Source organism: Marispirochaeta aestuarii (genome assembly GCF_002087085.1).
GTDB classification, from domain to species: domain Bacteria; phylum Spirochaetota; class Spirochaetia; order JC444; family Marispirochaetaceae; genus Marispirochaeta; species Marispirochaeta aestuarii.
The window spans coordinates 160995-173631 of record NZ_MWQY01000002.1 but is presented as its reverse complement, the minus strand read 5'-3'; the positions used below and the strand labels follow the sequence as shown (position 1 = coordinate 173631).

11 protein-coding genes are annotated in these 12637 nt (G+C 53.9%); 4 read left to right on the top strand and 7 right to left on the bottom strand.

The genetic code is table 11. The features are described from left to right. Positions 1–3 precede the first annotated feature (3 nt). A complete protein-coding gene (locus B4O97_RS02280) occupies positions 4–660 on the bottom strand; it encodes an HAD-IA family hydrolase (protein WP_083047911.1) in 657 nt (218 codons plus the stop codon). Positions 661–752: 92 nt separating this feature from the next. On the opposite strand from B4O97_RS02280, the gene B4O97_RS02275 reads away from it, so the two are divergent. Together B4O97_RS02275 and B4O97_RS02270 are read left to right on the top strand one after the other, a co-directional pair. Continuing rightward, positions 753–1697 carry a nitrilase-related carbon-nitrogen hydrolase gene (locus B4O97_RS02275; protein WP_083047909.1) on the top strand — a complete coding sequence of 315 codons (945 nt, stop codon included), beginning with the start codon at positions 753–755 and terminating at the stop codon, positions 1695–1697. Positions 1698–1802: 105 nt separating this feature from the next. Further along, positions 1803–2864, top strand: a complete 1062-nt coding sequence (locus tag B4O97_RS02270) for a polyprenyl synthetase family protein (protein WP_158084107.1) — start codon at positions 1803–1805, stop codon at positions 2862–2864. Between the two features lie 27 nt (positions 2865–2891). Here B4O97_RS02270 and B4O97_RS02265 read toward each other — a convergent pair whose 3' ends face one another. The 6 genes from B4O97_RS02265 to B4O97_RS02240 are packed head-to-tail and all read right to left on the bottom strand — an operon-like array spanning position 2892 to position 9881. Then, positions 2892–4601 carry an ABC1 kinase family protein gene (locus B4O97_RS02265; RefSeq protein ID WP_143305485.1) on the bottom strand — a complete coding sequence of 570 codons (1710 nt, stop codon included), beginning with the start codon at positions 4599–4601 and terminating at the stop codon, positions 2892–2894. Between the two features lie 26 nt (positions 4602–4627). Then, a complete protein-coding gene (locus tag B4O97_RS02260; RefSeq protein WP_083047903.1) occupies positions 4628–5287 on the bottom strand; it encodes a carotenoid biosynthesis protein in 660 nt (219 codons plus the stop codon). Beyond that, positions 5287–6771, bottom strand: a complete 1485-nt coding sequence (locus B4O97_RS02255; protein WP_083047901.1) for a phytoene desaturase family protein — start codon at positions 6769–6771, stop codon at positions 5287–5289. Before B4O97_RS02255 ends, B4O97_RS02260 begins: the two co-directional genes overlap by 1 nt. A gap of 1 nt (position 6772) precedes the next feature. Then, entirely contained in the window at positions 6773–7543 is a 771-nt protein-coding gene (locus tag B4O97_RS02250) for a lycopene cyclase domain-containing protein (protein WP_158084106.1), read from the bottom strand. A 10-nt stretch (positions 7544–7553) separates the two neighbouring features. Next, positions 7554–8384 carry a phytoene/squalene synthase family protein gene (locus B4O97_RS02245; RefSeq protein WP_083047897.1) on the bottom strand — a complete coding sequence of 277 codons (831 nt, stop codon included), beginning with the start codon at positions 8382–8384 and terminating at the stop codon, positions 7554–7556. Between the two features lie 9 nt (positions 8385–8393). After that, positions 8394–9881 (bottom strand): phytoene desaturase family protein, encoded by a 1488-nt coding sequence (locus B4O97_RS02240; RefSeq protein ID WP_083047895.1) that lies wholly within the window; start codon positions 9879–9881, stop codon positions 8394–8396. Between the two features lie 358 nt (positions 9882–10239). Between B4O97_RS02240 and B4O97_RS02235 the strand changes: the two genes are divergently transcribed. Continuing rightward, on the top strand, positions 10240–11559 hold the full coding sequence (locus tag B4O97_RS02235) for an ATP-dependent 6-phosphofructokinase (protein ID WP_233142880.1): 1320 nt from the start codon (positions 10240–10242) through the stop codon (positions 11557–11559). Between the two features lie 54 nt (positions 11560–11613). After that, on the top strand, positions 11614–12564 hold the full coding sequence (locus tag B4O97_RS02230) for a hypothetical protein (RefSeq protein WP_083047891.1): 951 nt from the start codon (positions 11614–11616) through the stop codon (positions 12562–12564). Positions 12565–12637: the final 73 nt, after the last annotated feature.

The window sequence follows — 12637 nt, the reverse complement described above, 5'->3', positions numbered from 1 at the left end:
CCTTCAGGGCGATAGAACCAGGCCGTATTCCTTTTCCAGAAAGGCGGGAAGTTCCTCGATTTGCCGGATCACCGGATAATCCCCCCGGGGATGCCGTCCCAGCTCGTCGATCAGCAGGGCATGTCCGCCCATGCGGCGAAAAGGCTCCAGATAGCCCGGGATATCATCAATGAAAAGGGTCTCCTCCGGTTTCTGCCGGATAACCTCCAGTATGCGGCTGTAGACGGCGGGATCGGGTTTTCCCACAAAGTTGTTGTATCTGAGGTCGAATACATACTCGAACTGGTCCCTGATTTCCAGGTAGGCCAGAACACGCTCCGCATGTTCAAGGGGTGAATTGGTCAGGATCGATCTTTGGACCGGCAGGGAGCGTATAATCCTTGTAAGCTCGGGATTCTTTTTCAGATAGCCTTCCATTCTCTTGGGGTGTACCGCGTCCATGTAATCGTCGATTTCGGTGAAGTTATGGACCTGAATCAACCACTGCAGGGTGGTACCATACTCCCCGCGGCGTGCCCGGCGTTGACGGCGTGCTTCCTCCTCGCTGATTCCGAGATACCCGGCGACAAAGCTGTTGATGCCCTTCTCGAAGCGCTCTCCAAGAATGCTCGATTCCGGGTAGAGGGTATTGTCCAGATCGAATAGGATGTAGCGTATCATGTAGTGTAAGCTACCTGAAACTAATGCCCGGGGCAAGGGCTTGAACCCTGCGATGGTCCGTACCGGGAGAATAATGAGGATTGTAAAGAAATATGCCCAGACCTGGATTGACTGTTTTCATGTGTGTACTGCTTTTCTACGGGATATTCGGAGGCATCGTCCTTGCGGACGAATCCTTTTACGCGGCGGGGATTCAACTGGAGATCAGCCCCGGGCTCTACGCAGACGAGGAAACCTTCTCGGCCCATGCGGCGGACCTGATTGAAGAGGTGCTGGCCGAAGGCGAGGTGGATCTCGTTGTCTTTCCCGAATATACCGGGGTATTCTTCGCCTTTTTTAATCTGGGGATTGAGCGGCTGGAGGGAAAGACCCTGGCGGAGGGTATACGGTATCTGCTAAGGCACACTGAGACAGCAGGCCTGAAGGAGTATTTTCTGCTCTATCCAGCGGAAGAAACGATGAACCGTGTATGGGGAAACCTGGCCAGGAGCTTCGGAGTCGCTATTCTCGGGGGTACCTGTTTTGCCGCTGCGGACGGGAGATCCGGCAGGGAATTGAGAAACCGTGCCGTCCTGTATGACGGGGACGGAGAGGTCCTCTACCGGCAGGACAAGGTTTACCTGACGTCTTTCGAGACGGATATTATCGGTATCGATCCGGGTTCTTTACAGGCGGCCCGGACCGTAAGTATCCGGGGGCGAAAGGTCGGAATCAGTATCTGCAGAGACACTTTTTTCTCCCCCTGGGAGAAGAAATTTTTTGACGTGGATTTATGGATAGATATAAAGGCGAACGGCGAGGTCTTCGACGCCCGTCAGCGGGAGGTCTTTCGCAGGGCCCTTCCTGAGCGCCTGCAGAATCTGACCGATACCCTGGGAATGACGGTCTGTCTGAACGGCGGTTTTCTGGATTTGAGATGGGAGGGCCCGTCCAGTGTTGTCAGTGCTGACGGTCCTCCGGGAGCGAGGTCTGTTACGTATCTGGACAGGGCTGAATCCGTCAGGGAAGAAACCTTTGTAATAACGGCGGTTCCCTGAACCGGCATTGGTTCTGAAAAGCAGAAAAGCTTGACATTGCCCTCTTCATTTAGGAAGCTGGGAATGTACGCTGTAAGTTAGAAGAAATGAAGAGGCATGACAGGTATGAAAGAGTTTTTTGCCCTGCGCAGGAATGCAATATACGAATATCTCGAGGGTTTTCTCCATCACCGGGCCGGTGAACTTGCAGGAATCAACCCCATGGGATCGGCTGCCGCGGAGAGGCTTCTTGAGTATTCCCGGGAAGGGAAAATGATCCGGGGCGGCCTTGCCGGACTGGGGCAGGGTCTTTTTTCGGGTAATGTGGATGCGGAGGCTGACAAACTGGGGGCTGTTATGGAGCTGTTCCAGTCCGCTCTGCTTATTCATGACGACATAATGGACCGGGACCTTTTGAGACGGGGAAAGCCGGCCATGCATGTTCAGTTTGCCGGGGATCTCAGGAAGGAAAGAGCTGTGGATGCGGAACGGACAGGGGAATCCCTGGGCATCTGTGTCGGCGATATCGCCTTTTTCCTGGGCTACGAGATTCTTTCGTCCATCCGGGTTTCTCCGGAAGTCCTTGGAAAGCTGATGCGTCTCTGTTCCCGGGAGATGACCGGTGTCGGACTGGGACAGATGCAGGATATACGGGCCGGGGTTCTGCCACAGCCGCCTTCGGAGAAGGAGGTTCTCTCCCTCTATGTTCACAAAACCGGACGCTACACCTTCTCCTTGCCCCTGATGGCGGGGGCCCTTGTAGGAGGGGCGGATGAAAGATCTCTCGAAACCTTGAGCCGTCTTGGGGAGCTTCTGGGGGTTATATTCCAGGTTCGGGATGATGAGCTCGGTCTTTTCGGAAAGCAGCAGGAGATAGGCAAACCCGTGGGGACCGATCTGAACGAGGGCAAGCAGACCATCTTCTATGTTAAACTGCTGAGTCGGCTGGCAGGACCGGAGAAGGAGAGAATAACCCGTCTTGCAGGCGCCTCGGAGGTGAGCCCTGAGGATATTCGTTTTGTACAGGAGAAGCTGGACCGGACGGGTGTTCTGGAGGAGGTTGAATCCCTCTGCCAGGAATACCAGAGCAGAATCGAGGATGAAATCGGCGGCCTGGATTCCGCATACGGGGAGTTCAGGGAGATCCTTTCCTCTTTTGCAGAGTATAATTTCAACAGGAAGATTTGAAACCGGGTACCTGCAAAAAACGACTCTTTATATTCTTCCGGACCGGATGATCCCGATGATCAGCCAGAGCCCGAGGATGCCGGCTACAAAGTATCCGGCCAGGGCGATTATGGAAAACCCGAATACCTTGAGGCCCCCTTCGAACTGGTTCATAAAGGATGATCCGATCAAAAGCCCGGCGATAATAATGCTGAAGGCCAGGCGGTTGAAGGATTTGTCCAGTTCTCTGGTGGTGGTATCCAGTCCTTTTATCTCCACCTCCAGTTTCAGCTTTCCGGCCCTGAGCTTTTTCATAATCATGCTGGCGTCGTTCGGCAGGCCCCGTACGAAGGTCCCCGCCTCTGTCAGGAAATCCAGGGTATCGGTAAAGCGTTCTTTGGGCCTGAACCTCTCGAACATATAATCCCGCAAAAAGGGTTCCGCCGCCTCTATGATGTTGTACTCCGGATCGAGTTCACGGCCCAGTCCCTCCGCGGTAAGAATCACCTTGAAGGTAAGAGCCAGATCGGCGGGAAGGGATATGTGGAAGGTCCGGATAATCCTGGAGAGGTCCTCGATGATCTTTCCCGCCCGTATGTGTGCAACGGGAATGCTGTAATAATAGTTGATCAGATTATTCAGATCATGGCGGAGATCATGAATGGAGGTCTCCTCCTCGATGAAATCCATGCGCAGAAAGGTCTGGACAATCTTGTTCGGGTCTTTTCTGACGAAGGCTTCAAAGATTGCAAAGAGGGCCTCCTTCATATGGCGGTCAATAAAACCCACCATGCCGAAATCCAGGGGGGAGAGTTTTCCCTCCGGGGTGATGATAAAATTACCGGGATGAGGATCAGCATTAAAAAAACCGAACTTGAATATCTGGGTAAGGATGTACCTGACCCCAAGGTCCGCGTAACGGCGGCGTTCCTCCGCGCTGTGTTTCTCTTCGATAAACTCTCCAACGGTAATACCGGGTATATATTCCATGGTAAGTACACGGGAGTTGGAATAGTCCCAGTAGACCCTGGGGATGATAATGCCTTCTTCTTCTGAGAAGCTCTTGCGGAAGAGGTCGAAGGCCCGTCCCTCATGAAAGAAATCCAGTTCCATTTTAATACTGCGGGAGAACTCGTCGACTATTTTAACCGGACCGTAGATCTTCAGGGACGGGATATAGCGCTCCGCCAGCTGGGCCAGGTCCCGCAGAATGCTAAGATCCTTTTCCACCAGGTTGGTGATCCCCGGCCGCCGTACCTTTATGGCGACTTCGTCTCCCTCGATGGTAATACCGCGGTGTACCTGGGCAATCGACGCGGAGGCGATGGGTTCTTCCTGGAAATCACGGAAAATCTGCTCGATGCTGCGGTTGAAACTCCCTTCGATCTCTGCCCGTATATCATCCACTGGAAGAGGAAGCGCATCGGTCTGCAGCTGACTCAGTTCCGCAGTATAGTCTTCCGGCAGAATGTCCGTCCTCAGACTCATAATCTGGCCAAGTTTAATAAAGGTTGGTCCCAGATCTTCCAGCATGTAGCGCAGACGGATAGCCATGGGGTCTTTATGGGAGACCGCGGCACCCCGGCGGTGCTGGAGTTTTCGTACGATATTCGGTCCCTTGACGAGACCAAGGTGCATAAGGAAGTCTTCGAAACCGTAGGCAATCAGTTTGCTGATAATGGCCCGGTAGCGTCCCAGCTTGCCGATATGTTTAGGTTTTTTTCTGTTAACGAACCATCCCACGTCTCTATTGTACAATCTCCTGCCCGGGGAATCCAGTCAAGTCAGGGAAATTGAACTGCCGCAGCCCGCAGGGCGACAAAAAAGATCAGCTGAATCAGCACATAGAGGATCCCAAGACGCGATTCGGTCTGGATGCGGAGTCTGCCGTACACCCAGGAACAGAGAGCGGCTATGCCGAACCAGGCAAGATAGTTCTGCAGAGGAATGCCGCCCTGGTCCCAGTGCCAGTAATCCAGAGAGATGGCTGCGGGTTCCATAATCCAGTCGAACAGTACTGCTCCCAGACCGGCAAGCAGTCCCCCCGTAATCGGGTTTCTGACCAGGCGAAAGATTTCTCCCGAGAGGGCCAGCACTATGATTGTCCAGTTGAAGCCGATGACCACGGGAACCTGGAACAGCTGGATCCCCAGGCTGTCACCGTATACATAGCCTCCGAAGATGAGGCCCGTGGCGACACCCAGGGCTTCCATGACAAAGGTAAAAAGATAGGTTCCGCCGATCCAGAGCAGTGCCCTTCGCTGCGGCTGAGGATTGACCTGAAGGATGACCAGAGCTCCGAAGATAAGCAGCACCCAGGGAGTCAGAGCGATCATCAGGGGCAGTGCAGGCTGATAGATGTGCCCTGCGATTCCGACGGCGTAGAACAGGGCTGTTACAATGGCTGCGATTCGGTAATCCTTGTAAGCCCGGGAGAGATTCATCAGGGCCTCCTGTTCTTTATGGCGAGTTTTGCCGCGATTATGCCCGACAGCACGACCAGGGGCATTCCGCCTCCGGGATGGGCGCTGCCTCCGCAGAAGTAAAGACCTTCAGGGTATCGGCACCTGTTCCGGTGCCTGCGGAAGGAAGCGGAAATGCTGTTCGAGGCGATACCGTAGAGGGAGCCGTGGGTGCTGGATGTTCGGGACTCAATTTCCGGAGGCGTCAGGATCCCTTCTGCTTCCAGGAGGGGTGGAATCTCGATCCCCAGCCGGGAAGAGAGTTTTTCCAGCACCCTGCGTCGGACCTTGCGGGTAATCGTCTGCCAGTCCTGCCCGCAATCCGCGGGAGCGTTAATCAGCACGAACCAGTTCTCCCTTTCCCCGGGGGCATCCGCGGTGCTGAGCTTGGAGGTAATGTTGATGTATATAGTCAGGTCTTCCGGCAGATCACCCTTTTCAAATATCCATCTGAATTCCCCCGGGTAGTCGGAGGAGAAGAAGATATTGTGCAGACCGAGCCCGGGAAAGCTCTTTTTTACCCCCCAGTAGAATATTATCCCGGAGGATGAAGGTTCCAGTGTGCGATAACGCCTGGCTTCCGGCGAATCCGGTGCGGTGAGCAGCTTTTCGTAGGTGCTCAGAACATCGGCATTGCTGACGACAACGGACGATTCAATCCTTTCTCCTCCGACCCGGATACCCCTTACACGGTGCCCTTCCGTGAGGATCTTCTCCACGGGACTGGAGAAGTGAAAAAGCGCTCCCTTCACCCGGGCTGCGGCATACATGCTGTCGGGGATGGCGCGGATGCCGCCTTCGACACCGAAGGCCCCCAGGTTGTATTCCACGTGGGGAATCAGGGTCATGGTTCCGGGGGTTTTATAGGGGCTTGATCCGTTGTAGGTTGCGTAACGATTGAAAAGCTGGATGAGTCTGGGGTCGGTAAAATAGCGACGGTTGATGCTGTCCATTTTGGTCATAGCGCCGATAAAGGGAAGCCCTGGCAGGGCGCGGAGAAACTCCCTCGACAGCCAGGTCTCCTTTTCGTGAAGACTGTTCCGGAGAAAGATGCTGCCCGCGGTGGCATATATTTTCCTGCAGGCCTCGAGGTAGTCGTGCACATGCTCGGGGTTCTCCCGGGTATGAGAGCGGATCTCGTCGAGAAACAGCTCTCTCTGGCTGTAGCTCTGCAGAGCGCTTCCATCGCTGAAAAAGTAACGGGTAATGGGTGCAAGGGGAACAAAACCCAGATGTTCTGAACGCCGCATTCCCAGGGACTCAAACCACTCGTCGAATACAAAGGGCATGGTAAGAAGGCTGGGACCGGTATCAAAGCGGTAGGGGCCGATCATTTCGCTTCCCGCTTTGCCCCCGGGACCTTCCGCCTGTTCGAATACCTCCACGTCGAAACCGGCGGCGGCAAGATACCCCGCCGCCGCTATGCCCCCAAGACCCGCGCCGATTACGAGTGCCCGCGTACCCATCCTATCGGTCCTTTCTCTCCATAAAACGGTAGGGTGCAAGGGGCCTGTCGGTGGAACCCTGTCCTTCCGGACCAGTGTACGAGCCGTCCTGCGGGGATGGTCCCTGATTCCCGTCGAGGAAAAGACGGAAGAGGGAAAAATTGAGGCTCAGGAGAGCAAAGCTGTAGAAGAAGTCCTCCAGGGGAATGGACCCGATGCGAAGTCCCCAGTTCGCTTCCGGACCGTAGCTGACCACAGGCACCGCTGTGAGCACTCCGTTTACCAGGGCGAAGGCAAGATAGCTGATGACGATGGCTGTCCAGAAATTGAGACTCCTCAGAAGGCGCGGCTGAAGAAGCCGAAGTACCAGAAAGGCCAGGGAAGTAAGGAGCATTACCCAGAACGTGTAGCCCCTTCCATGAAACAGGCCGGCCCCGATAAGGGCAATACCCGCCAGGACCAGTGCGCTGCCCCGGGGTACCGGCAGGGTCTTTTCCCTCTGATAGCCCCGTACGCAGGCATACACGAAAATGGAAGCGAAGGGAACGGATAGAAAAAAGAGCCATTCCCCGGGGGGCAGTCCCAGAATCTTCAGCGTCCCTGCGTAGCGGGGAGAAAAACTCCAGTGCCCTGCGGCAGTGGCGTATATGTCCTGGGCGATAAAGACTGCCGCAACTGGCAAAATCGCTTTGAAGGCCGCCGCCCATTGACGGTAGAATACGACCCGCCGATCAAATGAATGGAGCAGTGGGAAAAGAACCACCAGCAGATTGATCAGCAGGTATAGATTCACCGGTTCTTCCTCAGGCCCTGAACAGATTTGCGGCAATGGAGGCAATAATACGGGCCCTGGATGGTTTTACCTTCCGTCGATATACAATGAAGGGGTCCTGTTCGATGATTCCGGCGCTCCATGTGTACATATCTCCCGCTGTCCTGATGGGGATCCGGTATCGCCGGGGAATAAGGGCATAGCCTTCCTCCGCCTCGCGCTGCCACTCTTTGTAGCGTTCTGTCTGCAGCTGCATAAAGCGGCGAAACTGCTCCGGCTTCTTCCTTGTCTCTTCTTCCTTCAGGGAGACCAGCCCGCTCTCCTCCAGGGGAAGGTAGCGCCGCCCGAAGCTGTTGTCCTCCGCAATATCCCTGATGAAATTTATATACTGCATGGACCGCCCCAGGCGGCATGCCGGGTGATGTGCCTCATCGGGCAGTCCCATGATGCGGGCCATGAAAAGGCCGATGACTTCAGCGGAGCCGTAGATATATTCCAGGGTCTCCTCAAGACTGTCGTAATTCTTTTTATGAAGGTCCATCTCCATGGATTTGAAAAAGGCCTCGGTCCAAAGGGGATCAAAGTCCCGGAGAGAGGCAAGTTTCACAAAACTGTCCGTTACAGGATCTCCGGTGATTTCGCCCTTTACCGCCCGCCTGTAGTTCTCCCGGAAGCGGTTGAACCCTTCCCTGTCCTGGGGTATCGCATCGACGTAATTGTCCGCCACCCGGACAAAGGCGTAGAGGATGAAGACCTCCTCCCTCACCTTCTTCGGAAAAAACAGACTTGAATTGAAATAGGTTTTGCTTCCTGCTTTAAAGATGTCTCTGTGAAGTTTCTGGGCCTGCAGATGCTGTTCCATACTGTTGTGCTATACTCCAAGGGGTTTTCCGAGCATTTTTTCTATCTCTTCCGCAACTACCTGTCCGGATATCAGGGTCATGGGAACTCCGACCCCGGGGTGGGTGAACTGGCCGGTATAAAAGAGGTTCCTGAGTTTTGCCGACTGATGGGCGGGACGGAAAACCGCGGTCTGAAAAAGGGTGTGGGACAGCCCCAGCGCGGTCCCCTTGTAGGCGTTGTAATCCGCCGTAAAATCCCGATGACTGTAAATACGGCGTACCGCGACATCACTGTGAAGATCTTCTCCGGTGACCTTCTCTATATGCCTGAGTACCTCTTCGGCGTAGACTTCCCGTTGGGAATCGTTGTCATCCAGGCCGGGGGCCACGGGAACGAGGATAAAAACATTCTCTCCTCCCGGAGGTGCGGAGGTGGTATCGGTCTTTGAGTTGCAGCTCAGGTAAAAACAGGGGTTGGACGGCCATTCGGGCTTCTTGAAAATCTGGTCGAAATGTCGGTCCCAGTCCTCTGCAAAATAGAGATTATGGTGCTCCATATTCTCAAGCCGCCTGTTGATTCCCATATAGATGATGAACATTGAGGGAGCAACGACCCGGGTCTTCCAGTACGCCGGACTGTAGCGCCGGTATTCCCTGGTAAGCAGGTCCGTTTCGGCGTGATGGTAGTCGGCACTGTTTACCACCAGGTCTGCGGGATACCGTTCATCCCCGCATACTACCGCCGCGATCCTGTTCTTCTCGTATTCATATCCTGTTACACTCCTGGCGGTAAGGATGCGCACACCGCAGTCCTCGGCAAGACGGCGAAATCCCGCGGCAGCCCCTGCCATGCCTCCTTCGGGGTAATAGACCCCCAGGTTCAGGTCCACGTGGGACATGATTGAGTAGAGGGCTGGAGCATCTTTAGGACCAGTCCCGAGAAAGACCATGGCGTACTCAAGAATCTGCCGTGCCCGCAGGTCCTGGAAATAGTTTTTCACGAAGGAATCCATATTGGTGAAGATGTTCAGCTTGAGCCCTTCCCGGATTATCCTTCTGTTGAAAAACTGAAATATCGACCGGTATTCCCTGTAAAGAAACTCCTTCATGGCGACATCGTATTTATACTCTGCCTGGTCCAGGTATTTCTGCAGCCGCAGGCCCGCCATGGGTTCGAAGCTGTCGAAGAGCTTCTTAGTCTCATCCAGATCGCCGGTAATGGTAACTGCATCAGCCTTCTCAAAAAACACCTTGTAGTAGGTGCTGAGCTGGTGAAGACTGAAATAGTCCTCCCGTCTCTTTCCCAGATATTCGAAGAAAGCATCGAAGACTTCCGGCATCAGATACCAGGAGGGGCCCATGTCAAAGGTGAAACCCCCGCTCTTCCACTCCCTGGCACGGCCTCCGGTGGAGTCATTCTTTTCAAGGAGGGTAACCTGGTGCCCCTTATGGGCCAGAAGCGCAGATGTCGCGAGTCCGGAGAAGCCTGCACCGATAACTACTGTTTTCTCTGCCATTGTGTTTCTGCCTTTCTCTATACCGGTCTTAAACTAAAGTATAGCAGCAAGCGATGCAGTTTGAAATAAAATCCCGGTAAATTTATTTCCGTCTTTTCGTACCCTGTTCTGTTCCTTCCGCCCGATACAAGCATTCCTATGGGGCACCTTGAAAAAACTACTCTTTTCCCCATATCCTGCGTCGTCAAGATTTCCCGCGGTCCTCAACTCTTGTTACCACAAGAGTTTGCGGGCGCTACAAAATCTTTCCTCCTTGACTATGGTAAAAATACCACGTTTTTAGAGGTACCCTGTATGCTTGATACTTGTTTCTTTGTTTTCTACAATACACCGACCCATGCTGAATCAGGAGGCTTGTGTGAACTCCCTTAATTTTACCGTTCCCAGACTTGGAGAGGCCAAGATCACTTCTCCCATCAAGATGTCTACAAAAACCGGGGACAATATGGCAAACTACGTCAGGGATGACGAGTTTATCCTTTATAACATCGATGCCAGGCCGGGGAGTTATACCATTGAGTATACCTCTCAAGACCTCCTGGAAAAGGCCGGTCCCAGGGAGAAGATCTTTTTTTCTCCCGGCCACGTTCATGCCGGTATCGTGACCTGCGGCGGTCTCTGCCCAGGTTTGAATAACGTGATCCGGGCCCTGGTGCGCACCCTCTGGTACAGCTACGGGATTCATCGGATATCCGGAATACGCAACGGATATCGCGGTTTTCTGCCCCAGTACGGAATTCCGGTGATGCCCCTGGACCCCGATATTGTCGACGACATTCATACCAAGGGGGGGACTATTCTTGGCTCCTCCCGGGGCGGGGCCGATGTGGAAGCCATCTGCGACTCCATCGAGCGGATGAACCTGAATATGCTGTTCACCATCGGCGGAGACGGCACCCAGCACGGGGCCTTCCGCATCGCCGAGGAACTGGAGCGGCGTAACCAGAAGATCTCCATTATCGGCATCCCGAAAACCATCGACAACGACCTGTCCTTCATTCAGAAATCCTTCGGTTTTGAAACCGCCGTATCCGAGGCCGTGGCTGCCGTTTCCAGCGCTCATACGGAGGCTCACGACGCCATAAACGGAATCGGTCTTGTAAAGGTGATGGGACGGGAGTCCGGTTTCATCGCCGCCCATACAGCTCTGGCGATCAACGATGTAAACTTCGTTCTGATCCCGGAGATCGATTTTGATCTGGAAGGGGAAAAGGGACTCTTTGCAGCCCTCAAGCGGCGACTGGAACTGAGACACCATGCGGTTATCCTTGTCGCCGAAGGGGCCGGGCAGCGCTACATGGAATCGGAACAGCAGCGGGATCTTTCGGGAAACAGGATCCTCGGGGATATCGGGTTTTTCCTCAAGAAAGCCATACGGGACTACTTCGAAAAACAGGGAATGGAAACCAGCATCAAGTATATTGATCCCAGTTACATGATCCGCTCCGCTCCCGCCAATCCCAACGATTCAATCTACTGCGCCCGGCTGGGAACTCATGCAGTTCATGCCGCCATGTCCGGACGGACCAAGACGCTGATCAGCATGGTAAACAACACCTTTGTGCATCTGCCCATCGAAATCGCCATAAACAAGCGCAACACGGTAGACCCTGAGGGACCCCTGTGGAGGGATGTTATCGGGGCCACCCATCAGCCTATGCTTTTCAGAAACGACTGATCCGTAAATACGGTTAACATTGCCCCGCCTGAACAGGGGTAGTAGTATATCTGTATGGAGAAGCCTACAGTCCTGATCCCCTTTAAGCCGGCCTGCACGGGAAGTCTCTGCCAGGATGTTTTTCTGTACCTGCGTCCCGAGACCAACGGTATCCAGGTGGAGAGCCGGATCATGCGGGTCGTTTACGAGAATCCCTGGTATCGCGATGCCATAGAACTGGCCTACCTGGCCAATATTCCCGGTGATTTTCTTGTTGACCGTAGGATAGTGGAACGTCATTATCACGTGCGGATCTTCTTTGCCCGGCACGGCTCAAAAGTCTTTACCCCCTGGATGATGAACTCCTTCATCTCCCGCTTCGGAGAAAAGGAGGCCGGGAAGATTATCGGCGCCTATGAGGCTCTGGATGTCCTCGGCCTCTCTCCGGAAGAACTTTTTCGAATATGGGTCCCCCAGGCAGACTTTTTTGTCCTCTGCGGTCAGAATATCAAGCGTTTTGAGGATCTGTATATCGTCAACTACGATATTCCTGCGATTCTTCATAAAAACAGCATCAGTACCGACATTGCGGTCATGATATTCCGGACCTCCCTGGATTATCGGCATATTCACATCCTGATTTCCGCCATCGGCAGGGAACTGCAGAATGCACAGCTCCTTCGAAAGGATATGCCCCTTTCCCGGATTTTCCACTACTCAAAAAGTCCCTTTGAACAGATCCTGGACGCGTCGGGCTACGTATACCGGGAGGACGCCGGTCCGGAAGATCCTGAGAGTTCATCCTTCTTTCGGTATCTGACCCGGGAACGGGGTTTTTCCCCCGGGGAGGTCCTGGGCGCCCTGAATCAGCCGATCATGCGATTCAGCCAGGGGGAGGATGATATCCTTATCCGGACCCAGGATGACACCTTTCCGGATGCTGCCGACAGGTTTTCCCGCGTGCAGTACCACAGTATTCTGCCCCTGGATGAACCGCTTTTTGGAGCTTCCTCAAAATTACTCTAAAAAGGGTGTTTGGGCCAAAATTCTATTAAAATTCATCTGTAACCTCTGGATCATTATTTTGTTTATTGTTATA

Excerpts from the sequence above, each read along its gene's own strand:
- B4O97_RS02240 (WP_083047895.1), bottom strand. The coding sequence starts at position 9,881 with ATGGCAGAGAAAACAGTAGTTATCGGTGCAGGCTTCTCCGGACTCGCG.
- B4O97_RS02275 (WP_083047909.1), top strand. The coding sequence starts at position 753 with ATGCCCAGACCTGGATTGACTGTTTTCATGTGTGTACTGCTTTTCTAC.
- B4O97_RS02260 (WP_083047903.1), bottom strand. The coding sequence starts at position 5,287 with ATGAATCTCTCCCGGGCTTACAAGGATTACCGAATCGCAGCCATTGTA.
- B4O97_RS02245 (WP_083047897.1), bottom strand. The coding sequence starts at position 8,384 with ATGGAACAGCATCTGCAGGCCCAGAAACTTCACAGAGACATCTTTAAA.
- B4O97_RS02280 (WP_083047911.1), bottom strand. The coding sequence starts at position 660 with ATGATACGCTACATCCTATTCGATCTGGACAATACCCTCTACCCGGAA.
- B4O97_RS02255 (WP_083047901.1), bottom strand. The coding sequence starts at position 6,771 with ATGGGTACGCGGGCACTCGTAATCGGCGCGGGTCTTGGGGGCATAGCG.
- B4O97_RS02230 (WP_083047891.1), top strand. The coding sequence starts at position 11,614 with ATGGAGAAGCCTACAGTCCTGATCCCCTTTAAGCCGGCCTGCACGGGA.
- B4O97_RS02270 (WP_158084107.1), top strand. The coding sequence starts at position 1,803 with ATGAAAGAGTTTTTTGCCCTGCGCAGGAATGCAATATACGAATATCTC.